The organism is Micromonospora sp. C51, from assembly GCF_018070435.1.
GTDB classification, from domain to species: domain Bacteria; phylum Actinomycetota; class Actinomycetes; order Mycobacteriales; family Micromonosporaceae; genus Micromonospora; species Micromonospora sediminimaris.
In genome coordinates this window covers 44,153-67,052 of the sequence record NZ_JAGPXQ010000024.1, presented here as the reverse complement: position 1 = coordinate 67,052, position 22,900 = coordinate 44,153, and the positions used below count along the sequence as shown (strand labels likewise).

The window sequence follows — 22,900 nt, the reverse complement described above, 5'->3', positions numbered from 1 at the left end:
CGATGAGCGCCCGGATCATCCTCGGCGTCGGCGGCGGGATCGCCGCCTACAAGGCGTGCGAGTTGCTGCGCCTGTTCACTGAGTCGGGCCACCAGGTGCGGGTGGTGCCGACGGCAGCCGCGTTGCGCTTCGTCGGCGCGCCGACCTGGGCGGCGCTCTCCGGGCAGCCGGTCGCCGAGGACGTCTGGTCCGACGTGCACGAGGTGCCGCACGTACGCCTCGGCCAGCAGGCCGATTTGGTGGTGGTCGCACCCGCCACCGCCGACCTGCTGGCCCGCGCCGCCCACGGCCTCGCCGATGATCTACTCAGCAGCACCCTGCTCACCGCCCGCTGCCCGGTGCTGCTGGCGCCGGCGATGCACACCGAGATGTGGGAACACCCGGCCACCGTCGACAACGTCGCGACGCTGCGGGCCCGGGGCGTCCGGGTCGTCGAGCCGGCCGTGGGACGACTCACCGGTGTCGACACCGGCAAGGGCCGGTTGCCGGAGCCGACGGAGATCTTCGCGGTGGCTCGCCGCATCCTGGCTCGCGGTGCCGACGCGCCGGCCGACCTGACCGGCCGTCGGGTGGTGGTCACCGCCGGTGGCACCCGGGAACCGCTCGACCCGGTGCGCTTCCTGGGCAACCGCTCCTCCGGCAAGCAGGGCTACGCGTTCGCCCGCGCCGCCCTCGCCCGGGGTGCCCGGGTCACGCTGATCGCGGCCAACGTCACCCTGCCCGACCCGGCCGGCGCGGACCTGATCCGCGTGGGCACCACCGGGGAACTGCGCGAGGCCACCCTGAAGGCGGCGGTGGACGCCGACGTGGTGGTGATGGCGGCGGCTCCGGCCGATTTCCGACCCGCGACGTACGCGCCTGGCAAAATCAAGAAATCGGACGACGGCACCGCACCCATCATCGAACTCGTGACCAACCCGGACATCGCCGCCGAGCTGGGTCAGCGTCGTCGGCCGGAGCAGGTGCTGGTGGTGTTCGCCGCCGAGACCGGCGACGCCGAGGCCAACGGGCGGGCCAAGCTGGCCCGTAAGCGGGCCGACCTCATCGTCATCAACGAGGTCGGGCCGGACAAGGTCTTCGGCGCCGAGACCAACGCGGCCACGGTCATCAGCGTGGACGGCTCGGTCACCCGGATACCCGAGCGGTCCAAGGAGGAACTCGCCGACGGGGTGTGGGACCTGGTGGTCGCCCGGTTGGCCGGGTGACTCCTCCTGACGGTTGGACGCAAGACGACCGTGGACGATGCCGTCGACGGTTAGTGACTACACTGCCGCGGAACGACGTCCAAGAACTTAGGAGTACCGTGACACGCCGCCTCTTCACGTCCGAATCGGTCACGGAAGGCCACCCGGACAAGATCGCCGACCAGATCAGTGACGGCATCCTCGATGCCCTGTTGACGCAGGATCCGCACAGCCGAGTGGCCGTGGAGACCCTGATCACCACCGGTCAGGTGCACGTCGCCGGTGAGGTGACGACCAAGGCGTACGCCGACATCCCGACGATCGTGCGCGAGACGATCCTGGGTATCGGTTACGACTCGTCGAAGAAGGGGTTCGACGGGGCGTCCTGTGGGGTCAGTGTCTCCATCGGTGCCCAGTCGCCGGACATCGCGCAGGGCGTGGACAACGCGTTCGAGTTGCGTACCGGGACGTCGGAGAGCGCGTTGGACGCGCAGGGCGCCGGTGACCAGGGCATGATGTTCGGCTTCGCCTGCTCGGAGACGCCCGAGCTGATGCCGCTGCCGATCGCGCTCGCGCACCGGCTGGCCCGCCGGCTCGCCGTGGTACGCAAGGACGGCACGGTGCCCTACCTGCGCCCCGACGGCAAGACCCAGGTCACCATCGAGTACGACGGCCTGCGTCCGGTACGCCTGAACACGGTGGTGGTGTCCAGCCAGCACGCCGCGGACATCTCATTGGAGTCGCTGCTCACCCCGGACGTGCGTGACCACGTCATCGCCCCGGAACTGGAGAGCCTGGAGCTGGACACCGAGGGCTACCGGCTGCTGGTCAACCCGACCGGCCGGTTCGAGATCGGTGGCCCGATGGGCGACGCGGGCCTGACCGGGCGGAAGATCATCGTGGACACCTACGGTGGCTACGCCCGGCACGGTGGTGGGGCCTTCTCCGGCAAGGACCCGTCGAAGGTCGACCGTTCGGCCGCGTACGCGATGCGGTGGGTGGCCAAGAACGTGGTGGCCGCCGGTCTCGCGGAGCGGTGCGAGGTGCAGGTGGCGTACGCGATCGGCAAGGCGCATCCGGTGAGCCTGTTCATCGAGACCTTCGGCACCGAGACCGTGCCGGTGGCCTCGATCGAGAAGGCGGTCACCGAGATCTTCGACCTGCGTCCCGCCGCCATCATCCGGGATCTGCACCTGCTGCGGCCGATCTACGCCCAGACCGCCGCCTACGGCCACTTCGGCCGCGAGCTGCCCGACCTGACCTGGGAGTCCACCGACCGCGCCGCCGACCTCAAGTCGGCCGCGGGAGCCTGACAACCACCCGGCGTGACGACCGGCGGCCCGCTGACGGGTCGCCGGTCGCCCGTGTCTGCGTCGATGTGCCCCTGGCCCACCTGGACCGGCCCTTCGACTACCTGGTTCCGCAGGCCCTCTCCGCCGACGCCGTGCCGGGGGTACGGGTGAAGGTGCGCTTCGCCGGCCAACTGGTCGACGGCTGGCTGCTGGAGCGGACCGAACGATCCGAGCACCCCCGGCTCGCGTACCTCGACAAGGTCGTCTCCCCGGTGCCGGTGCTCGCCCCGGAGGTGGCCCGCCTGGCCCGGGTCGTCGCCGACCGGTACGCCGGCAGCCTGGCCGACGTGCTGCGGCTGGCGGTCCCACCCCGGCACGCCCGGGTGGAGAAGGAGACCACCGCCGAGGTCCGGCCGGCCGACGAGGCACCGGCAGTTCCGGCGGCACAGGACAGCCCGGCGGCCGCGCCGGGATCGCCCCACCCGGAAGCACCGACGGCACCGGCTCGGCCGGCGGCGGAGGCAGTGGATGGGGTTGTTGGCCTGCCGGTGCCGGAGCCTGAGGGGTGGCGCGACTACCCGGCCGGGCCGGCCCTGCTGCGGGCACTTGCCGACGGGCGCTCGCCCCGTGCGGTGTGGTCGGCGTTGCCGGGGGAGGACTGGGCGGCCCGTTACGCCACCGCCGTCGCCGCCACGGTGGCGGCCGGCCGGGGCGCGCTGGTGGTGGTGGCCGACGGGCGGGACCTGGATCGGCTCGACGCCGCGCTGACCGCGCGGCTCGGCTCGGGCCGACACGTCTGCCTGTCGGCCGCCCTCGGGCCGGCGCGGCGCTACCGCGCGTTCCTGGCCGCCCGTCGTGGCGACGTCCCGGTGGTGATCGGCACCCGGGCGGCCATGTTCGCGCCGGTCGACCGGCTGGGACTGGTGGCCATCTGGGACGACGGTGACGATCTGCACGCCGAGCCGCGAGCCCCCTACCCGCACGCCCGGGAGGTGCTGCTGACCCGGGCCCAGTTGGCGGAGGCAGGCGCGCTGGTCGGCGGCTACGCCCGGACCGCCGAGGCGCAGTTGCTGGTGGAGACCGGCTGGGCCCGCGAGGTGATCGCCGACCGGGCGGTGCTGCGGGCGCGTACCCCCGCGATCGTGCCGACCGGCGACGACCCGCAACTGGCCCGCGATCCCGGTGCGGCAACCGCCCGGCTGCCCAGCCTGGCCTGGACCGCCGCCCGGGAGGCCCTACGCGCGGACGCGCCGGTCCTGGTCCAGGTGCCCCGGCGCGGCTACCTGCCCTCGGTGGCCTGCGCCGACTGCCGTACCCCGGCCCGCTGCCCGCACTGCGCCGGCCCGCTCGCGTTGCCGTCGGCCGGCGGGTCGCCCGCCTGCCGCTGGTGCGCCCGGATCGCCGCCGCGTACGCCTGTCCGCAGTGCGGCGGGCGGCGGCTGCGGGCCTCGGTGACCGGTGCCCGGCGGACCGCCGAGGAACTGGGGCGGGCCTTCCCGGGGGTGCCGGTGCGCACCTCCGGCCGCGAGGAGGTGCTGGCCGACGTCCCCGGCGGTGCTGGCCTGGTGATCGCGACCCCGGGGGCCGAGCCGGTGGCGACCGGTGGCTACGGCGCGGTGCTGCTGCTGGACACCTGGGCGTTGCTCACCCGGGCCGACCTGCGGGCCGGCGAGGAGGCGTTGCGGCGTTGGAGCGGCGCCGCGGCGCTGGCCCGGCCGGCGTCCGACGGGGGGCGGGTGGTGGTGGTCGCCGACGGCGCGCTCGCGCCGGTGCAGGCGCTGCTGCGCTGGGACGCCGGCTGGTTCGCGGCCCGGGAGTTGGCCGAGCGGCGGGAGCTGGGCTTTCCGCCGGCGATGCGGATGGCCAGCGTGACGGGCCTGCCCGCCGCGGTCGCTGACCTGTTGGCGCAGGCGCGGCTGCCCGACGGGGCCGAAGTGCTCGGTCCGGTGCCGGCCGACGGCGAGCGGGAGCGGATGCTGGTGCGCGTGCCGAGGGCTCGGGCCGCCGACATGGCCGGCGCGCTGCACACGGCGGCCGGGGTGCGCAGCGCCCGTAAGGCGACCGAGCCGGTACGCCTCCAGGTCGACCCGCTCGCGCTGTTCTGACCCCGGCGGTGACGGTGCGTACCGATTGATGTCCCAATCAGTGCGATATGTTACCTGATCATGACTTTCCGTATCGACTCGCCCGCTCACAGTCGCGTACCGAGGACGGTCCCACGCGAGGTGGTAGCATCGCCCGTCATGCCGGTGCGTACGGCGACTCCAGGTCGAGCTGGGGGTGTCCGAGGGCGGCGCGACGACGGCGGAACCGCGTCGGCCCGGCGCGGAAATCGATGATCTCAACCGGCCGGTGATCAGGGGTGGACAAGTCGTGACCGTTCGTCAGTCGATCGTCTTCAACGGTGACCTGGGCAGCGGCAAGAGCACGGTCTCCGTGGAGATTGCCAAGCGACTCGGCCTGCGCCGGGTCAGCGTCGGTGACCTGTACCGGCAGATGGCGCAGGAGCGGCAGATGACCGCGCTCCAGCTGAACCTGCACGCCGAGCTGGATCAGGCCGTCGACGGCTATGTCGACCAGCTCCAGCGCGACATCGCCGCCTCCGGCGAGAGCCTGGTCATGGACTCCCGGCTGGCCTGGCACTTCTTCACCGACGCCCTTAAGGTGCACATGATCACCGAGCCGGGGGAGGCCGCCCGCCGTGTCCTGCTGCGCCCCTCCGGGCCGGCCGAGAGCTACACCTCACTGGACGAGGCAAAGGCCAAACTCCGGGAACGCAGCGAGAGCGAGCGGGGCCGGTTCCTCATCCGGTACGGCGTGGACAAGGCCAGGCTGCGCAACTACGACCTGATCTGCGACACCACCCGGGCGCCCGCCGACGAGGTGATCGAGCGCATCGTCGACGCGTACGAGGGGCGACTCGCGCCGGAGGTGCTGCGCGGCGCGCCGCCGCTGCTGCTGCTCGACCCCGGGCGGGTCTACCCGACCGAGGACGTCGCCGGACTGCGCGGTATGTGGGACTCGGCTCTCACCAGCGAGGTCGCCGCCGCCGGTGAGACCGGCCTGGAGCCACTGGAGATCGGGTACACCGGCGAGTACTTCTTCGTGGTCAACGGGCACCGCCGGCTCAGCGCCGCCCTGCGCAACGGCTTCCGGCTGGTGCCGGGCCGGCTGGTCGCCGAGGTCGAGGAGCCGGTGGCCGGTGGGCTGAGTGCGATGGACTACTTCGTCGCGCAGGCCCGCCCCAGCCTGATCCACGACTGGGAGGCGGCCCACGACATCCACCTGCCGCTGCCCGAGCACGCCCTGCTCGCCGGCGACGCGGTGCTGGCCGGGGAAAGCGGCGTCGCCGGCTGAGCCCCGCCGCGTGTCGCCGGCCGGACTGCGCCGTCCGCCGCCGACCGTCCGCCGGGCCTGAGCCCCGGTCGCGTGCGGGCCACCGCGTCTCCGCCTCGCCGTGCGCTCCGGTTACCGCAGGTCATAGCGGTACGCGGGCATGATGGAGCCTCCTGGACACCGAGGAGGCCAGATGGACGTCAGCGAGGCGTTCGCGTCGCTCATGTCACCCGAGGGACGGGTTGACCCGTATCCGGCGTACGAGCGGTTACGTGCCCACGGACCGGTTGTGCAGGCCGGTCCGGGCCTGTACGCGGTCACCGGCCACGCCGAGGCCGACGAACTCCTCCGGGACGCCCGGATCCGGGTGCTCGACGGCCACCTGCGGGACCAGCTCATGCCAAGCTGGCGGGAGAGCCCGGCGCTGTCCTCGATCGCCCGGTCCATGCTGCGGACCAACCCGCCCGACCACAGCCGGATGCGCCGGCTCGCCGCCGGGGCCTTCACCCCACGCCGGATCGGCGCCATGCGCGAGGTGGTCGCGGCGCAGACCGACGAGCTGATCGACGCGATGGCGACGGCCGGCCGAGGCGGCAACCCGGTGGACTTCATGGCCGAGTTCGCCTATCCGCTACCGGTCGCGGTGATCTGCGCGCTGCTCGGCGTGCCCGCCGCCGACCGCCCGCTGTTCCGGCGTTGGGCAGCCGACCTGACCGGCGCCCTGGAGCCCGAGATCACTCCGGCCGAGCTGACCGCGGCCGACGCCGGTGCCGCCGAGCTGCGGCACTACTTCACCGAGCTGGTGGCCGACCGTCGCCGGCACCCCGCCGACGACCTGACCACCGCCCTGGTGCAGGCGCACGACTCCGGTGACCGGCTCACCGGCGAGGAACTGCTGGCGAACCTGGTGATCCTGCTCGTCGCCGGCTTCGAGACCACCACCAACCTGCTCGGCAACGGGCTGGCGGTGCTGCTGGCCCACCCGGGGGCCGCCGACGTGCTGCGTCAGCACCCGCAACACGCCCCGGCGTACGTGGACGAGCTGCTCCGTTTCGACTCGCCGGTGCAGCTGACCACCCGGACCAGCGGCGAAACCGTTCGGCTCGGCGGGGTCGAGGTGCCCGCCGGCAGTTGGATCCTGCTGCTGATCGGCGCGGCCAACCGCGACCCCCGGCGGTACCCGCGGCCGGACCGGTTCGACCCGTGGCGGGCGCAGCTGAATCCGCTCTCCTTCGGCGCCGGGCCGCACTACTGCCTGGGCGCGGGGCTGGCCCGACTGGAGGCGCAGGTCGCCTTCCCGGCGCTGCTGCGCCGGCTGCCCGGGCTGGCGTCGGCCGGGCAGCCGCGGCGACGGATCCGGCTGACCCTGCGCGGGTACGACCACCTGCCGGTCACCGTGGGTGAACCGCAGCCGGCCACGGTTGGTGGTGCGCCGGCCGGCACGGCCATCGGCAGTCCGTAGACTGGTACGGCACTACCGTCCCGCCGTGAAGGAGCCAACCCGCGTGACCGTCCAGCCCATCCGTCTGTTCGGGGATCCGGTGCTGCGCACGCCGGCCGATCCGGTGGTCGACTTCGACGTCGAGCTGCGCAAGCTCGTCGAGGACCTGACCGACACCATGCGTGAGCAGGGCGGCGCCGGTCTCGCCGCGCCGCAACTGGGCGTGGGCCTGCGGGTGTTCAGCTTCGACGTCGACGACGTGCTCGGCCACCTGGTGAACCCGGTCCTGGAGTTTCCCGACGAGGAGGAACAGGACGGCCCGGAGGGGTGCCTGTCCATCCCCGGGCTCTACTTCGACACCAAGCGCCGGCAGAACGTGATCGCCAAGGGCTTCAACGGTTACGGCGACCCGATGCAGATCGTCGGCACCGGGTTGATGGCCCGCTGCGTGCAGCACGAGACCGACCACCTCGACGGGGTGCTCTTCCTCGACCGGCTGGATGCGGCCGGCCGTAAGGAGGCGATGAAGGCGATCCGCCAGGCCGAGTGGTACGACGCCGCCGCGCCGCCCACCGTCAAGCTGAGCCCGCACGCCGCCGGCAGCCCCTTCGGTCTGGGGCGGTGACCGGGTGCGTGTGATCTTCGCCGGTACGCCGGCCGTCGCCGTTCCGGCCCTGGCCGCCGTGGCCGCCTCCCGGCATGAGCTGATCGCCGTGGTCACCCGCCCGGACGCGCCCGCCGGGCGTGGCCGAGGGCTGGTCCGTTCCCCGGTGGGTGCCTGGGCCGACGAGCACGGTGTCGAGGTGCTGACCCCGGCGCGTCCCCGGGAGCCGGAGTTCCTGGACCGGCTGCGCGAGCTGGCTCCGGACTGCGTGCCGGTGGTCGCCTACGGCGCGCTGGTGCCGCCGGTCGCGTTGGAGATTCCCCGGCACGGCTGGGTGAACCTGCACTTCTCGCTGCTGCCGGCGTGGCGGGGCGCCGCACCCGTGCAGCACGCCGTGCTGCACGGCGACGAGCTGACCGGGGCCAGCGTCTTCCAGCTGGAGGAGGGGCTGGACACCGGCCCGGTCTACGGCACGCTCACCGACGAGATCCGGCCTGCGGACACCTCCGGCGACCTGCTGGAGCGGTTGGCACACAGCGGCGCCGGGCTGCTGGTGGCGGTGCTGGACGCGCTGGAGGACGGCACCGCCAGGGCGCAGCCGCAGCCGGCCGACGGCGTCTCGCTGGCCCCGAAGCTCACCGTCGAGGACGCCCGGGTGCGCTGGGGCGACCCGGCCTTCGCGGTGGACCGGCGCATCCGTGCCTGCACCCCGGCCCCCGGCCCGTGGACGACCTTCCGGGACGAGCGGGTGAAGCTCGGGCCGGTCACCCCGGCACCGGACGCGCCCGACCTCAAGCCCGGTGAGCTGCTCGTGGAGAAGGCGCGGGTGCTGGCCGGTACCGCCACCGTCCCGGTTCGTCTCGGCGAGGTGCGCGCGGCCGGCAAGCGGGCCATGCCGGCGACCGACTGGGCACGCGGTGCCCGGGTCGGCGCGGGGGAGGAGTTCGCGTGAGGGAGACCGCCGCCCGCCGCAGCGGAGAGCGCCGGGGACGGCCGATGGTCGACCGGCCACGGTACGCGGCGTACGAGGCGGTCGCGGCGGTGCACCGCGACGACGCGTACGCCAATCTGGTGCTGCCGGCGATCCTGACCGACGCGGGACTGGTCGGTCGGGACGCCGCCTTCGCCACCGAACTGACCTACGGCACGCTGCGCCACCTCGGCACGCTCGACGCGATCCTCACCGACGCGGCCGGGCGGGACGTGCAGCGGATCGACCCGCCGGTCCGCGACGCGCTGCGGATCGGCGCGTACCAGCTGTTGCACACCCGGGTGCCGGCGCACGCGGCGGTCTCCTCCACCGTCGACCTGGTCCGGGCGGTCGGCCAGGGCGCCACCGGATTCGCCAACGCCGTGTTGCGCGAGGTCGCCAGCCGCGATGTCGACGAGTGGGTGACCCGACTGGCGCCACCGGCCGAGAGCGACCCGATCGGTCACCTCGCACTGGCCTACAGCCATCCACAGTGGATCGTGCGGGCGTTCAACGAGGCGCTCGGTGGCGACCTCGGCGAGACCACCCGCCTGCTGATCGAGGACAATGAGCGCCCTCCGGTGCACCTGTGCGCCCGGCCCGGCCTGGTCGACCCGGTAGACCTCGCCGACGAGGTGGGCGGCGCGCCCGGTGCCTTCTCGCCGTACGCGGTCTACCTCGCCGGTGGCGCACCGGGCGAGCTGGCGGCGGTGGCCGACGGGCGGGCCCACGTCCAGGACGAGGGTTCCCAACTGGTGGCGAACGCGCTCGCGCTGGCACCGGTGGACGGGCCGGACGGCCGGTGGCTCGACCTGTGCGCCGGGCCGGGCGGCAAGTCCGGCCTGCTCGGGGCGCTCGCCGCGCAGCGGGACGCCCGGCTGACCGCCGTGGAGGTGGCCGAGCATCGGGCCCGGCTGGTCGCCGGTGCCACCCGGGGGCTGCCGGTGACCGTGCTGAACACCGACGGTCGGCTGGTGGGCACCGAGCCGAAACTGCCGGAGGAACACTTCGACCGGGTGCTTGTCGACGCGCCGTGCACCGGGCTCGGCTCGTTGCGCCGCCGCCCCGAGTCGCGCTGGCGGCGTCAACCGTCCGACCTGTCCGCCCTGACCCGGTTGCAGCGCGAGCTGCTCGCCGCCGGGTTGCGGGCGGCCCGGCCGGGTGGGCTGGTGGCCTACGTGACCTGTTCACCGCACACCGTGGAGACGCACGTGACGGTGACCGAGGCGGCCCGCCGCAGCGGGGTGCCGGTCGACTTCGTCGACGCCCGTACGGTGCTGCCGGCTGGCATGCCGGGGTTGGGCGACGGACCGACGGTGCAGTTGTGGCCGCACCGGCACGGCACCGACGCCATGTTCCTCGCCCTGCTCCGCCGCACCTGACTCCCGGCCCCGGCACCGCCGGGGATCCGTTCGTGGCGTGCCTGATCGGCGGACCGGCACCGTCCGGATCCGTTCGTGGTGTGCTGCGGACCCCGCCGCCGGGATCCGCTTGTGGCGTGCTGCGGACCGGCCGCCCGGACCGGGCCCCGGGCGCGGCGGTCGGGGGAAGAGCCGCAGCGACCGGGGCGGGCGGCTATTCGGCGGACCGGACGGGTACCCAGTCCGTGAACCGTCGGTGCAGATCCGGGAGCTGTTCACCGGGCGCTAGCCCGGCAAGCTGCTGGGCGGCCTCTTCGCGCAACTCCACCAGGTGCACCATGAGCGCCGGCTTGTCCTCCCGGTACACGGCGAGCAGATTCAGCTTCGCCGGCGAGCAGGGCCAGGCGGCCCCGCAGGCCCGGCACCGCCACGTCGGGCGGGACGGGACGTGTGCCTCGATCCGGCCGTTCATCCGGTCACGCTCGCGACGCCGGAGCGGGGCCGGGAGCGACGCTCGGCGTACGGGACGGGCGGGACGTTCACCGGCCGCATCCCCGCGGGCCGCAGGAACAGCGCCCGCCGCTGCGTCGCGTCCCCGTGCCGATCGAGCTGGTAGACGTCGACCCAGGCCCACCCGTCGTACGTCGTGCGTTCCAGGTGCCGGATCACTCGGACCAGGATCGGTTGGTGGAACTGCGGGGATGCTTCCCGGGCCAGGAGGTACACGCCGGGACGGACCCGAGGTGTTCCGCCCTCCCGCCCGGTCACCTGCCACGCGCCGGCTCTTGCACGGACATGGGTGCCTCCTCGGTCGTGGTTGGAGGGGGTCGCCCCGGTTGCTCGCCCAGGGGCGACCCCCGGCGACCCGGCGAGCGGGATTGCCGTCCCAAGGCCCGCACGCGCCGCCCACGAGAACCATCGCGTGGCGAATGTGGACGACTACAGGGCGTAGGCATAGGTTCTTCAGACGTCAAGGACGTCATGTGGGAGGCGGGCATGAATCAGGCGCTGAGGGCAGCCATGGCGGACGCGGGGGAAACCGCTGAGAGTCTCGCCGAACAGGTAGGCGTGGATCCCAAGACGGTCGCGCGGTGGGTTGCCCCGGGGCGGGTGCCGCATCCCCGACACCGCGCGGCGGCGGCTGCGGCACTAGGGCGGGACATCGAGGACATCTGGCCGGACGTTTTGAAGCGGCGCGAGCCGTCCTGGCTCCGGCCGTGGGTGGAGACGGAACTCCAGGCCACCGCGCTGCGGTCCTTTCAAGTCGCGGTCATCCCGGGCCTGTTGCAGACCCCCGAGTACGCCTCGGCGGTGCTCAGCAGCGGCCTGCTCGCCCCGGACGAGGTGGCCGGTTACGTCGAGACCCGGATGCGCCGGCAGTCGTCGGTCCTGGAACGGCGCAAACCGCCGCTCTTCGTCGCGGTCATCGACGAGTTCGCGCTTCGTCGCGGCGCCCCGGACATCATGCACCCGCAGCTGGATCACCTGGTGCGGTTGGCGCAGCGGCCCAACATCCTGCTGCACGTACTGCCGCTCGACGCCGGCCTGCACCCCGGGCAGGCGGGGCCGTTCGTCATCGCCACGACGGAGGACGGCGACGTCGCGTACCTGGACGACCAGGCCGCCGGCCGGCTGACCAACGACACCGCCGCGCTCTGGTCCATTTGGGATACGCTGCGCTCGGTGGCGCTGCCGCGCCGCCAGACCATCGACTTCCTTGAGGCACGATCATGGCTGACCTGACCGGCGCCGTGTGGCGCACAAGCACCCGTAGCAGCTCGAACGGTGGCGACTGTGTCGAGGTCGCCGACAATCTTCCCGGCGTCGTCGGTGTCCGCGACTCGAAGGACCGGACCGGTCCGGCGTTGGTCTTCGCCCCAGCGGCCTGGCAGGCGTTCGTCGCCCGGGCCGCCGGGCGGTCCTGACCCGACCCGCGCGCAAGCGCCCGTCCCCACCGGGCGGGCGCTTCATCGCGAGCGCAGCGACGCAACCCCCATCACCATCGCCCGATGATTCGGGTACCACGCTGAAATCTTGGACAGTTTCCGTTCTTCGCTAACGGATTCTGTCCAAGATTCACCCGGCGAGGTGCCGCGGCGGTGCCGCGACCGCGGTGGCTCCGGCGACCATCGCTGGGGCTGGGGGGGGGGGGGGGTGGGGGGGGGGGGGGGGGGGGGGGGGGGGGGGGGGGGGGGGGGGGGGGGCGGGGGCTGGGGCAGGTGACGGTGGCTCAGGTGATCGGGAGGGCCCGGGTGCCGGCGCCCTTCACCGATCGGGTCAGGGTGCGGTCGCTCATCCAGAGGAAGCATTGCACCGACCGGTTGCCGCTGCGCCACTCGCCTTCCGACGGGTGGTAGAAGATGGTGCCGACCCGGTACTGGAGATTGCCGTCGTCCGGCAGCTTGGCGTAGCGGGCGATGGCGCTGCGGCAACCGCGGTGGCTTCGCCCCGGGTTTTCCAGGAACTCCGACCAGCTGCTCTCCGGTGCCTGCCACAGACCCACGAACTCGGCCCGATGCTTCGCGGTGCACTCGACGGCGACCATCTCGGTCACCTCGTCGCCCTCGGTGCGGGCGTTGAAGCAGCCGTGCCGCAGCGGCGACGACCCGTCCAGCGCACCGGCCAGGCTGGCCGTGCGTCGTACCGGTATCGGGGTGTCGAGCCCGCGCAGCTCGTGGACGTCGCAGCGGAACCACCGGGCGCCACCGGTCCACGCCTGCGGCGAGGGTAGGACGACGGTGAGCCCGATCCGGGCGCCGCGCCAGTCGCCGCCCAGTGTCTCGCGGACCTCGCGGTCGCATTCGCCGAAGGCGGCGCGCATCCCCTTGCTGCCGACCGCCGGCAGCCGGGCCCCGGTCGCTTCGGTGAGCGTTCCGACGTGGAGGGTTTCGGCCCGGTGCGGCTGCGCGCAATCCACCGGTGCGTACGCGCTGAGGTAGCCGACCTCCTGCGGCTGCCCGTGGCAGGTGCCGGAGCCGGGCGTGAACACCGCCGGTGCGCCCATCGACGCCCAGTCGTCGACCAGATCACCATCGGTGCCGGCCGGCCTGGTGCAGCCGGTCGCCACCAGCGCCACCACGGTCGCCAGGGCGACTCCGGTCAGCCATCGTCGCATCCCCGTCGACCTCCCGCTCCCCGCCCGTCGAAGCGGCAGCATACGGCACGGGCTCAGCGACCGTTCGAGCCGTTTCCGCACCGTGCTCAGGTGACAGGCAGTCCCTGCGGGCCCACGCCGCGCATCGAGCCGGTGAGCTTGCGGTCGTCGCTCCACAGGATGCACCGCACCCCCCGGTCGCCCTCCTCCCACTCCCGCTGTGACGGCGGGTAGAAGATGGAACCGGCGCGGTAGGGCAGGTCGGCGTTGTTGGGCACGTCCGCGAAGGCGGCGATCAGTTCCATGCACCGCTTGTGGGCCTGGCCGGACGACCGGACGAACTGCTCCCAGCTCATGTCCTGCTCGACGTAGACGCCGACGAACTCGGCGCCGTGCGGCTCGGTGCAGAGCACCGGGGCCATGTAGTTGAGGCTGTCGCCGATGAGCTTCGGGTCGAAGCAACGGTGCACCAGCGGTGAGTCGCCGATCAGTGCGCCGCGCAGGCTGCCGGTGCGGTTGACCGGCCGGGTGTTGTCGATGCTGTCGGTCTCGCTCAGGTCGCAGCGGAACCAGCGGGCACCACCGTTCCAGGCCGGCGCCGACGGCAGCGAGATGTTGAGCGTCAACCGGGCGGTGTGCCAGTCACCTCCGAGCACCAGGCGCGCCCGCTGGTCGCATTCCGCGCGGGCGGTACGCAGCGCCGCCGACCCCGGTTCCGGGCGTTCGCCCTCGGCGGCGGCGTCGGTGAACGAGCCGACGTGGACCGTCTCGGCGAGATGGTTGCGAGCGCAGTCCACGGTCTCGTAGGTGCCCGCCTGGACCACCGCGGTGATCCGGGGCAGACAGGCGTCGGTGGCCGGCACGAACATGGTCGGTGCCCGCAGTGTCTGCCAGTCGTCGGTGAGATCGCCGTCGGTTCCGCCCGGCCGCACGCAGCCGCTGAGCACCATCGCAGCCACACTGGCCAGCGCCAGTGCCGCGAGCCACCGTCGCATCGTCCGCCCTTTCCGGGAGCTGCCGCCCGGCTGCCGGCTCCCGCGCCCACCGGCCTGCACGATACGTCACCGTCCCCGATGGAGTGTTGCCGCGAATCGGTTGTCTGGCCAGTGGAAGCTGAGCTTCATTCCGTTTCATCGGTACCGAAGGGGGTCATTCTGCACCATTGGTCACCTCCGGGTCACGGGGTGTCCCGGTTGCTGGCACGCTGCCGCGGCTGCTGGCCGCGTTCGTACACTGGCCCTGTGACCGTACCGCCGCCGATCGTCGCGCCCAGCATCCTCGCCGCCGATTTCTCCCGTCTCGCCGAGGAGGTCCGTGCCGTCGAGGACGCCGCGGACTGGTTGCACGTCGACGTCATGGACAACCACTTCGTGCCGAACCTGACCATCGGGCTGCCCGTGGTGCAGAGCCTGCGGGCCGCCACCAAGCTGCCCTTCGACGTACACCTGATGATCACCGACCCGAAGCGTTGGGCGCCCGGCTACGCCGACGCGGGGGCGTACAACGTCACCTTCCACGCCGAGGCCTGCGACGACCCGGTGGCGTTGGCCCGGGACCTACGGGCGGCCGGTGCCAAGGCGGGGCTGGCGATCGACCGGGACACCCCGATCGAGCCGTACCTCGACCTGCTGCCCAGCTTCGACACGCTGCTGGTCATGACCATCAAGGCCGGGTTCGGCGGGCAGCGCTTCCTCCCGCAGCTGTTGGACAAGGTCCGCACCGCGCGTCGCCACGTCGACGCCGGCCACCTGGAGCTGCGCATCGAGGTCGACGGCGGGATCGCCGCCGACACCATCGAGCAGGCGGCCGCGGCGGGCGCCGACGCCTTCGTGGCCGGCACCGCCGTCTACGGCGCCGACGACCCGGCCGAGGCGGTACGCCGGCTGCGCGGGCTGGCCGAGCGTGCGGCGGCCGGGGCCTGACGTGGACACCCCCGACGACGATCGCAAGGACGTGATCCTCGTCGTCGACGACGACGAGGACATCGCCCGCTTCGTCGAGTTCAACCTGCGTCTACAGGGCTTCGACGTGATCCTCGCCGCCGACGGCCAGGAGGCGTTGGAGCTGATCGAACGCCAGCGGCCCGACCTGGCCGTGGTCGACCTGATGATGCCCCGGGTGGACGGGCTGGAACTGACCCGGCGACTGCGCGCCGACCCGATGACCGCCGCCCTGCCGGTGATCATGCTGACGGCCAAGGGAATGACCCAGGACAAGGTCCACGGACTCAACGCCGGCGCCGACGACTATCTGGTCAAGCCCTTCGACAATGCCGAGCTGGTCGCCCGGGTCAGCTCCACGCTGCGGCGCAACAAGGAGTTCCGGGAGGTGTCCCCGCTGACCGGCCTGCCGGGCAACAGCCGGATCCGCCGGGAGATCGCCGACCGGGTCCGCGGCGGCGCGGACTACGCCGTCGGCTACATCGACATCGACCGGTTCAAGAGCGTCAACGACCGGTACGGATTCGTCCGGGGCGACGGCTTCATCTCCGCGCTCGCCCGCAGCCTGCACCGGGCGGTCGTCGCGGTGGCCCTGCCGCCGGCCTTCCTCGGCCACGTCGGTGGTGACGACTTCGTCTTCGTGTGCACGCCCGAGCAGGTACGGCCACTGACCCTGCGGGTGTCGTCGGACTTCGAGAAGGCCGCGGACGCCCTCTACGATCCCACCGACCGGGAACGCGGCTACGTGGAGTTGAAGGACCGGCGGGGCAACATCCGCCGGGCGGCGCTGGTCACCCTCTCCATCGGGGTCGCCATCTCCGACGCCGACAAGCGCATCACCAACCCGCTGGAGGCGATGACCGTCGCCTCCGAGATGAAGACCGTGGCCAAGAGCCAACCCGGCTCGTACGTGGCGGTGGATCGCCGTCGCGGCGTCGCCGACCCCGGTAACCGTCATGTGAAGTAGCTCGCCCGGGTGGCCCGGCACCCCGCCGGACGTGTAAGACTTTGCTCAGTACCCACCACGCGCTGGCGGGACTCGGTGTAATTCCGAACCGGCGGTGATCCACGGTCCGACCGTGGTAAGCCCGCGACCCGGGAGCGGTTCGTCCGCCCGGTGGACCTGGTGAGAATCCGGGGCCGACGGTTGGGGGCGGCTCGTCCGCGCCCAGACAGTCCGGATGGGAGACAGCGCGCGGGACGGAAGGGGGCCGTGTGGCTCGCCGGGCTCCGGCGTGCGCGCGTCCCGGCCGGGGCGGCTGTGCCGTACCCGGATTCCGCTGCCTGCCCGTGGCCACCCGGCCGACCTCCCCGCCCGCGCGTACGAGCGAGAGGGCAGCGGCAGGCGATGGCAAGCGTCTCCGTGGACGAGGCGATGCGTCGCGCGATCGAACTCGCGGCGCGCGGGCTCGGCACCACCAGTCCCAATCCGGTCGTCGGCTGCGTGTTGCTCGACGCCGACGGCGAGGTGGTGGGCGAGGGCTTCCACGCGTACGCCGGGGGACCGCACGCGGAGATCGTCGCGTTGGCCCAGGCCGGCCAGCGGGCCAAGGGCGGCACGGCGGTGGTCACCCTGGAACCCTGCGACCACGTCGGCCGCACCAGCCCCTGTAGCACCGCGCTGGTCCAGGCGGGGGTGGCCCGGGTCGTCATCGCGGTACCGGACCCCAATCCGGTCGCCACCGGCGGCGCCGCCACGTTGCGCGCCGCCGGGGTCCGGGTCGACCTGGGGGTACGCGAGGCCGAGGCGGAGAGCGGCAACGTGGCCTGGCTGACCGCCATGCGTCGGGGCTGGCCGTACGTGATCTGGAAGTACGCCGCGACCCTGGACGGCCGCTCCGCGGCGGCCGACGGCACCAGCATGTGGATCACGTCCGAGGCGGCCCGGATGGACGTGCACGCGCTGCGCGCCACCGTCGACGCGGTGGTCGTCGGCGTCGGCACGGTCCTCGCCGACGATCCCCGCCTCACCGTGCGCAACCTGCGCGACGGCAGCCTGGCCATCCGGCAGCCGCTGCGCGTGGTGGTCGACTCGGCCGGGCGTACCCCGGATGACGCCCGGGTCCGCGACGGCGCCGCCCGCACCTGGGTGGCCACCGCCGAGGAGGTGGGCACCGGCCCGGACGGTGGCGTCGACCTGCCGGCGCTGCTCGCCGCCCTGCACACCCGTGGGGTACGGGCCGTGCTGCTGGAGGGCGGGCCCCGGCTCGCCGGGGCGTTCCTCGCCGCCGGCCTGGTCGACCGGGTGGTCGGCTACCTCGCGCCCCGGCTGCTCGGGGCCGGGCCTGCCGCGCTCGTCGATGCGGGTGTGACCACCATCGCCGAGGCCATCGACCTGGAACTCACCGACGTTACGCAGGTCGGTCCCGACCTGCGGATCACCGCGCTGCCCCGGAAGAGGGAGGGCTAGGCATGTTCACCGGCATCGTCGAGGAACTGGGCGAGGTCGTCGGGGTGACCCCGACGGCGGAGGACTCGTCACTGGTAGCGGTCCGTGGCCCGCTGGTCACCTCCGACGCACGGCACGGCGACTCGATCGCGGTCAACGGGGTCTGCCTGACCGTCGTCGAGGTCGACGGCGGGGTGTTCACCGCCGACGTGATGGGCGAGACGCTGCGCCGCTCGGCGCTGGGCGCGTTGCGTACCGGCGACCGGGTCAACCTGGAGCGGGCCGCCACGCTGGGCAGCCGCCTCGGCGGTCACCTGGTGCAGGGGCACGTCGACGGCGTGGGTGAGGTGCTCTCCCGCGAGCCGGCGCCGCGCTGGGAGACGGTCCGGTTCCGGTTGCCCGCCGCTCTGTCCCGGTACGTGGTGGAGAAGGGCTCGATCACCGTCGACGGGGTCTCGCTGACCGTGGCCGAGGTGGGCGACGGCTGGTTCGCCGTCGGCCTGATCCCCACCACCCTCTCGGCGACCACGCTCGGCAACCGGTCGGTGGGTGACCCGGTCAACCTGGAGATGGACGTGCTGGCCAAGTACGTCGAACGGCTGCTGGCCGGCCGCACCGTCGACGGGGCGGAGGTGCCGGCATGACCTTCACCGATGTCGAGCAGGCCCTGGCCGAGATCGCCGCCGGTCGTCCGGTCGTGGTGGTCGACGACGCCGACCGGGAGAACGAGGGTGACCTGATCTTCGCGGCCGAGCTGGCCACCCCGGAACTGTTGGCCTTCATGGTGCGGCACACCTCGGGCTTCATCTGCGTACCGCTCACCGAGAGCGAGTGCGACCGGCTCGACCTGCCGCCCATGCACCACACCAACCAGGACCGGCGGCAGACCGCGTACACGGTGACCGTCGACGCCCGGGAAGGGGTCACCACCGGCATCTCGGCGGCCGACCGGGCGCACACCATCCGGCTGCTCGCCGACCCGGCCACCGGCCCGACGGACCTGGCCCGCCCGGGGCACGTGGTGCCGCTGCGGGCCCGCACGGGCGGGGTGCTGCGTCGTCCCGGGCACACCGAGGCGGCCGTGGACCTGACCCGGCTGGCCGGGCTGCGCCCGGCGGGCGTGCTCTGCGAGCTGGTCAACGACGACGGCACCATGATGCGGCTGCCGGACCTGGAGAAGTTCTGCGCCGAGCACTCGCTGGCCCTGGTCACCATCGCGGACCTGATCGCGTACCGGCGGCGTACCGAGAAGCAGGTCGAGCTGGTCGCGGACGCCCGGATGCCCACCGAGCACGGCGTGTTCCGGGCCCTGGGCTACCGCAGCGAGTACGACTCGGCCGAGCACGTGGCGCTGGTGATGGGCGAGATCGGCGACGGCCGTGACGTGCTGGTCCGGGTGCACTCGGAGTGCCTGACCGGCGACGTCTTCTCGTCGGTGCGCTGCGACTGCGGGCCGCAGCTCAACGCCGCCCTGGACCGGGTGGCCCGCGAGGGGCGGGGCGTGGTCCTCTACGTGCGCGGTCACGAGGGGCGTGGCATCGGGCTGCTGCACAAGCTCCAGGCGTACCAGTTGCAGGACCAGGGCCGCGACACGGTGGACGCCAACCTCGACCTCGGCCTGCCGGCCGACGCGCGTGACTACGGCACCGGCGCGCAGATCCTCTACGACCTCGGGGTCCGCTCGATGCGGCTGTTGACCAACAACCCGGCCAAGCGGGCGGGGCTGGAGGGCTACGGCCTGACCATCACCGGCCGCGAGGGGCTGCCGGTGCGTCCGCACCCGGAGAACGTACGTTACCTGCGGACCAAACGGGACCGGATGGGTCACCTGATAGACCAGCTTGACGAGGTGGCCGAGGCGCCGATGGGGCGTGCGGTTCCGGGCAGAGAGATCGGAGCATAGGAGAGATGGCGGGTTTCGGGGAGCCGGGTACGACTCCGGTGGACGCGGCCGGGATGACCGTCGGTGTGGTCGCCGCGCGCTGGCACGGTGACCTGACCGACCACATGCTCGACCGCGCGGTGGCCGCCGCGCGGGCGTGCGGTGCGCGGGCGGTGGTGGCTCGGGTGGCCGGCTCGGTGGAACTGCCCGTGGTGGCGCAGGCCCTGGCCCGGCGCTGTGACGTGGTGGTCGCCCTCGGCGTGGTGGTACGCGGTGCCACCGCCCACTTCGACTACGTCTGCCGCTCGGTCACCGACGGCCTGACCCGGGTCGCTCTGGACGAGGGCAAGCCGGTCGCTCACGGCGTGCTCACCGTCGACACCATCGAGCAGGCCCGCGACCGTGCCGGCCTGCCCGACTCCGCCGAGGACAAGGGCTGGTCGTCGACGGTGGCCGCCCTCGACGCCGCCCTCGCCATCCGCCAGACCGCCAGCGCCGGCAACCACCCCCTAGGCTTCACCACCTGACCCCACCCCACCCTCTCGACGATCATGAGTTGTTGTCCCGGGTAAACGCTCTCCGGGACAACAACTTCATGATCAACCGGGCGGGGCGTTGCTCACGTGAGTTCGGGCGCTCCGGCGTCCTGGGCGAGCCATCGCTCCTCCAACTGCTTGAGGACGCCCTCGGAGGCGAGCTGTCCGACCGTCGCGCTGACGCAACCGGTGAGCGGCGAGTCCTTCTCCAGCAGCAGCCCGAACGCCTCCGGGCTGCCCACCTGGGGTAGCTGTCCGACGATCACCGCGTCGTCGATCTCCGTCCCGACGATGGCGAACGCGGTGGGCAGATCCACCACCAGGCCGTCGATCCGCCCGTTCCGCAGCGCCTTCGTGGCCTCGTCGCGCGATTCGTAGGTCCGTGGATCGGAGCTCGGCCGCACCAGATCGGTGATGGCCTGGTGGCCGGTCGTGCCGGCCTGGGCGCCGAGCCGGGCGTCACGCAGCTCGGCCAGCGCGGCACTGCCGGCGATCTCGGCGGACTTCAGCGCGATCACCGCCTGCCGGACCAGGTGGTACGGCGCGGAGAAGTCGACCGCCTGCTTGCTCTCGTCGCTGATCGAGAATTGGTCGATGCCGAAGTCGAAGGTCTTCGGCCCGGGGGCGACGGCGGCGTCAGACCCCACCCGGGTCCAGGTGACGTCGTCGCGGGCGTAGCCGAGCTGTTCGGCCACCGCGTAGGCCACGGCGGACTCGAAACCCTGACCGTTGTCCGGCTTGTCGTCGACGAACCACGGCTGGCGGACCGCCTCACCGGTGGCGATGGTGAGCTTGCCCGCAGTCTCGGTGGGCAGGCTGTCCTTGGCGCACGGCATCGACACGGTCGGCATCGGCGCGGGCTGGGCCTGCGGCGTGCAGGCGCTGGCCGCGAGCAGAACGGCCGCCGCGGAGGCGAAGGCGAGGGTACGCGGGGTGGTGACCATGGCGGACAGCGTACGACCAACATAGGCGAGGATCGAAGGGTTGTCCCACCGTGCCGGTGGGGGATGCCGGTCCGTCCAGCGGTCACCACCGACCCGGTGCGCGGGGCGACCCGGGGCGACTGCGAGAATCCGTCTCCGTGAAGACGTTCGAGGAGTTGTTCGCGGAGTTGCAGGCCAAGGCCGCGGCCGGCACCCCCGGCTCGGGCACGGTCGCCGCACTGGAGAAGGGCGTGCACTTCATCGGCAAGAAGGTCGTCGAGGAGGCGGCCGAGTCGTGGATGGCCGCCGAGCACGAGGGGCCCGAGCGCACCGCCGAGGAGATCTCCCAGCTGCTCTACCAGGTCCAGGTGCTGATGCTCGCCACCGGTCTCGACCTGAAGGACGTCTACCGACATCTGTGAGTGCCCCCACCGTCGAACCGAAACCGATCGAAGGAGCACTCCGTCATGCTGCGTGTCGCCGTACCCAACAAGGGCGCCCTTGCCGACTCGGCCGCCCAGATGCTGCGTGAGGCGGGTTACCGCCAACGCACCGACACCAAGGACCTGGTCTGCCGCGACCAGGGCAACGACATCGAATTTTTCTACCTGCGGCCCAAGGACATCGCCACCTACGTCGGCTCCGGTGATCTGGACGTCGGCATCACCGGCCGGGATCTGCTGATCGACTCCGGCGCGCCGGCCGAGGAGGTCGTCGACCTGAACTTCGGCCGGGCCACCTTCCGGTTCGCCGCCCGGCCGGACGACGTCGACGACGTACGGGAGCTGGGCGGGCACCGGATCGCCACCGCGTACCCGGGGCTGGTCGAGCGGCACCTCGCCGAGCTGGGCGTCAAGGCTGACGTGATCCGCCTCGACGGTGCGGTGGAGAACGCCATCCGGCTGGGTGTCGCCGACGTGGTCGCCGACGTGGTCGAGACCGGGGCCACGCTGCGCCAGGCCGGTCTGGTGGTCTTCGGTGAGCCGCTGCTGCGATCCTCCGCGGTGCTGGTACGCCGCACCGGCGCGGCCTCCCACCCGCAGGCCGAGCAGCTGCTGCGCCGGCTGCACGGGGTGCTGGTGGCCCGCCGCTACGTGATGCTCGCCTACGACGTGCCGGCCGGGCTGCTGGAGCAGGCCAGCTCGCTCACCCCGGGCATCGAGTCGCCGACGGTCTCCCCGCTGCACCGGGAGGGCTGGGTGGCCGTGCAGGCCATGGTGCTCCGCGACGACGTGCACCGGATCATGGACGAACTCTACGAACTTGGCGCCCGCGCGATCCTGGTCACCAACATCCACGCCTGCCGGCTGTGAGCCGCTGCCCCGATGGCCCGTGAGGTCCACGTCAGTGTGGCGGCGGCCGACCGGCCGGAACCGGATGGCAGACTTGTGTCATGAGTGAGCGGCGGGACGCGACGCGGCCCGGTGCCGGCCCGGGCGAGCGCGAGCGGGCGACCGGCACCGAGTTGATCCGGCTGCGGCCGCGCCGGATCCGGCTGGTCTGCTGGGTGTCGGCCATCCTGCTGGTCGTGGTCTTCGCGCTGGTCGCCACCACGCTGACCGGCCCCACCGGCAACGGGTACGGCACCTTCCAGCGCGGTGACCAGTTCGCCATGATCGGGCTCGGGATCCTGTTCGCCCTGGGCACCCTGCTGTTCACCCGACCTCGGGTCGAGGCGGACGCGCGGGGGGTGCGGGTCCGCAACATCATCGGCTCGTACGAGCTGCCCTGGGAGGTCGTCCGGGGCGTCCGGTTCGACCGGGGCGCCCCCTGGGCGGCCCTGGAGCTGTACGACGACGACCTGTTGCCGGTGGTCGCCCTCCAGGCCGCCGACAAGCAGCTCGCCGTCGACGGGGTGCGCGCCCTGCGCCGGCTGCACCAGGAGCACCTGGCCGCGCTCGCCGAGCGGGCAGCGGGCCAGCGCCCGGTTTGAGGGGCCGCTGGCCGA

The 22,900-nt window shown here is 72.8% G+C and carries 24 protein-coding genes; 19 read left to right on the top strand and 5 right to left on the bottom strand.

Features of this window, described 5'->3' with window-relative positions:
• Positions 1–2: 2 nt before the first annotated feature.
• The 8 genes from coaBC (at position 3) to KBX50_RS21845 (ending at position 10,209) form a co-directional block, all read left to right on the top strand.
• The gene (gene coaBC, locus KBX50_RS21880; RefSeq protein WP_210939327.1) at positions 3–1,205 is read left to right on the top strand and encodes a bifunctional phosphopantothenoylcysteine decarboxylase/phosphopantothenate--cysteine ligase CoaBC; all 1,203 of its coding nucleotides are present in this window, start codon (positions 3–5) and stop codon (positions 1,203–1,205) included.
• Between the two features lie 98 nt (positions 1,206–1,303).
• On the top strand, positions 1,304–2,497 hold the full coding sequence (gene metK, locus KBX50_RS21875) for a methionine adenosyltransferase (RefSeq protein ID WP_210939326.1): 1,194 nt from the start codon (positions 1,304–1,306) through the stop codon (positions 2,495–2,497).
• A 65-nt stretch (positions 2,498–2,562) separates the two neighbouring features.
• On the top strand, positions 2,563–4,581 hold the full coding sequence (locus tag KBX50_RS21870; RefSeq protein ID WP_307871034.1) for a primosomal protein N': 2,019 nt from the start codon (positions 2,563–2,565) through the stop codon (positions 4,579–4,581).
• Between the two features lie 268 nt (positions 4,582–4,849).
• Positions 4,850–5,833: an AAA family ATPase gene (locus KBX50_RS21865; RefSeq protein WP_210939324.1), complete on the top strand. Its 984-nt coding sequence runs from the start codon at positions 4,850–4,852 to the stop codon at positions 5,831–5,833.
• Positions 5,834–6,005: 172 nt separating this feature from the next.
• Complete coding sequence (locus KBX50_RS21860) at positions 6,006–7,274, top strand: cytochrome P450 (protein WP_210939322.1); 1,269 nt, start codon at positions 6,006–6,008, stop codon at positions 7,272–7,274.
• Positions 7,275–7,317: 43 nt separating this feature from the next.
• On the top strand, positions 7,318–7,878 hold the full coding sequence (gene def / locus KBX50_RS21855) for a peptide deformylase (protein WP_210939321.1): 561 nt from the start codon (positions 7,318–7,320) through the stop codon (positions 7,876–7,878).
• A gap of 4 nt (positions 7,879–7,882) precedes the next feature.
• Complete coding sequence (gene fmt / locus KBX50_RS21850; RefSeq protein WP_210939319.1) at positions 7,883–8,809, top strand: methionyl-tRNA formyltransferase; 927 nt, start codon at positions 7,883–7,885, stop codon at positions 8,807–8,809.
• Between the two features lie 44 nt (positions 8,810–8,853).
• Complete coding sequence (locus tag KBX50_RS21845; protein ID WP_210939358.1) at positions 8,854–10,209, top strand: transcription antitermination factor NusB; 1,356 nt, start codon at positions 8,854–8,856, stop codon at positions 10,207–10,209.
• Between the two features lie 193 nt (positions 10,210–10,402).
• Here the strand turns inward: KBX50_RS21845 and KBX50_RS21840 are convergent, their stop codons facing one another.
• Both KBX50_RS21840 and KBX50_RS21835 read right to left on the bottom strand, forming a co-directional pair.
• The gene (locus KBX50_RS21840) at positions 10,403–10,660 is read right to left on the bottom strand and encodes a flavin reductase (protein ID WP_210939317.1); all 258 of its coding nucleotides are present in this window, start codon (positions 10,658–10,660) and stop codon (positions 10,403–10,405) included.
• Positions 10,657–10,956, bottom strand: a complete 300-nt coding sequence (locus KBX50_RS21835) for a hypothetical protein (RefSeq protein ID WP_210939315.1) — start codon at positions 10,954–10,956, stop codon at positions 10,657–10,659. The genes KBX50_RS21840 and KBX50_RS21835 overlap by 4 nt, the downstream gene beginning before the upstream one ends.
• Positions 10,957–11,184: 228 nt before the next feature.
• On the opposite strand from KBX50_RS21835, the gene KBX50_RS21830 reads away from it, so the two are divergent.
• Both KBX50_RS21830 and KBX50_RS21825 read left to right on the top strand, forming a co-directional pair.
• Entirely contained in the window at positions 11,185–11,931 is a 747-nt protein-coding gene (locus KBX50_RS21830) for a DUF5753 domain-containing protein (RefSeq protein WP_210939313.1), read from the top strand.
• Complete coding sequence (locus tag KBX50_RS21825; RefSeq protein ID WP_093404304.1) at positions 11,919–12,113, top strand: DUF397 domain-containing protein; 195 nt, start codon at positions 11,919–11,921, stop codon at positions 12,111–12,113. Before KBX50_RS21830 ends, KBX50_RS21825 begins: the two co-directional genes overlap by 13 nt.
• Positions 12,114–12,418: 305 nt before the next feature.
• Here KBX50_RS21825 and KBX50_RS21820 read toward each other — a convergent pair whose 3' ends face one another.
• The gene (locus KBX50_RS21820) at positions 12,419–13,303 is read right to left on the bottom strand and encodes a septum formation family protein (protein ID WP_210939312.1); all 885 of its coding nucleotides are present in this window, start codon (positions 13,301–13,303) and stop codon (positions 12,419–12,421) included.
• Between the two features lie 86 nt (positions 13,304–13,389).
• Entirely contained in the window at positions 13,390–14,277 is an 888-nt protein-coding gene (locus KBX50_RS21815) for a septum formation family protein (RefSeq protein ID WP_210939310.1), read from the bottom strand.
• Positions 14,278–14,523: 246 nt separating this feature from the next.
• Here KBX50_RS21815 and rpe point away from each other — a divergent pair, with 246 nt between their 5' ends.
• The 6 genes from rpe to ribH all read left to right on the top strand — a co-directional run bounded on the left by rpe (position 14,524) and on the right by ribH (position 20,020).
• Complete coding sequence (gene rpe / locus KBX50_RS21810; RefSeq protein ID WP_093404294.1) at positions 14,524–15,204, top strand: ribulose-phosphate 3-epimerase; 681 nt, start codon at positions 14,524–14,526, stop codon at positions 15,202–15,204.
• Positions 15,185–16,189, top strand: coding sequence for a response regulator (locus KBX50_RS21805; RefSeq protein WP_210939308.1), 1,005 nt, complete (start codon positions 15,185–15,187; stop codon positions 16,187–16,189). Before rpe ends, KBX50_RS21805 begins: the two co-directional genes overlap by 20 nt.
• Before the next feature lie 381 nt (positions 16,190–16,570).
• Positions 16,571–17,632: a bifunctional diaminohydroxyphosphoribosylaminopyrimidine deaminase/5-amino-6-(5-phosphoribosylamino)uracil reductase RibD gene (ribD, locus tag KBX50_RS21800; RefSeq protein WP_210939306.1), complete on the top strand. Its 1,062-nt coding sequence runs from the start codon at positions 16,571–16,573 to the stop codon at positions 17,630–17,632.
• 2 nt (positions 17,633–17,634) lie between these two features.
• Complete coding sequence (locus tag KBX50_RS21795) at positions 17,635–18,255, top strand: riboflavin synthase (protein WP_210939304.1); 621 nt, start codon at positions 17,635–17,637, stop codon at positions 18,253–18,255.
• Complete coding sequence (locus tag KBX50_RS21790; RefSeq protein WP_210939302.1) at positions 18,252–19,514, top strand: bifunctional 3,4-dihydroxy-2-butanone-4-phosphate synthase/GTP cyclohydrolase II; 1,263 nt, start codon at positions 18,252–18,254, stop codon at positions 19,512–19,514. The genes KBX50_RS21795 and KBX50_RS21790 overlap by 4 nt, the downstream gene beginning before the upstream one ends.
• Before the next feature lie 5 nt (positions 19,515–19,519).
• Positions 19,520–20,020, top strand: a complete 501-nt coding sequence (gene ribH / locus KBX50_RS21785; protein WP_210939300.1) for a 6,7-dimethyl-8-ribityllumazine synthase — start codon at positions 19,520–19,522, stop codon at positions 20,018–20,020.
• A gap of 92 nt (positions 20,021–20,112) precedes the next feature.
• On the opposite strand, the gene KBX50_RS21780 is transcribed toward ribH, so the two are convergent.
• Complete coding sequence (locus KBX50_RS21780) at positions 20,113–20,973, bottom strand: ABC transporter substrate-binding protein (RefSeq protein ID WP_210939298.1); 861 nt, start codon at positions 20,971–20,973, stop codon at positions 20,113–20,115.
• Positions 20,974–21,092: 119 nt separating this feature from the next.
• Between KBX50_RS21780 and KBX50_RS21775 the strand changes: the two genes are divergently transcribed.
• The 3 genes from KBX50_RS21775 to KBX50_RS21765 all read left to right on the top strand — a co-directional run bounded on the left by KBX50_RS21775 (position 21,093) and on the right by KBX50_RS21765 (position 22,885).
• Positions 21,093–21,374 (top strand): phosphoribosyl-ATP diphosphatase, encoded by a 282-nt coding sequence (locus KBX50_RS21775; RefSeq protein ID WP_210939356.1) that lies wholly within the window; start codon positions 21,093–21,095, stop codon positions 21,372–21,374.
• Between the two features lie 45 nt (positions 21,375–21,419).
• A complete protein-coding gene (gene hisG, locus KBX50_RS21770) occupies positions 21,420–22,265 on the top strand; it encodes an ATP phosphoribosyltransferase (RefSeq protein WP_210939296.1) in 846 nt (281 codons plus the stop codon).
• Between the two features lie 152 nt (positions 22,266–22,417).
• Positions 22,418–22,885, top strand: a complete 468-nt coding sequence (locus KBX50_RS21765) for a PH domain-containing protein (protein ID WP_210939354.1) — start codon at positions 22,418–22,420, stop codon at positions 22,883–22,885.
• Positions 22,886–22,900: the final 15 nt, after the last annotated feature.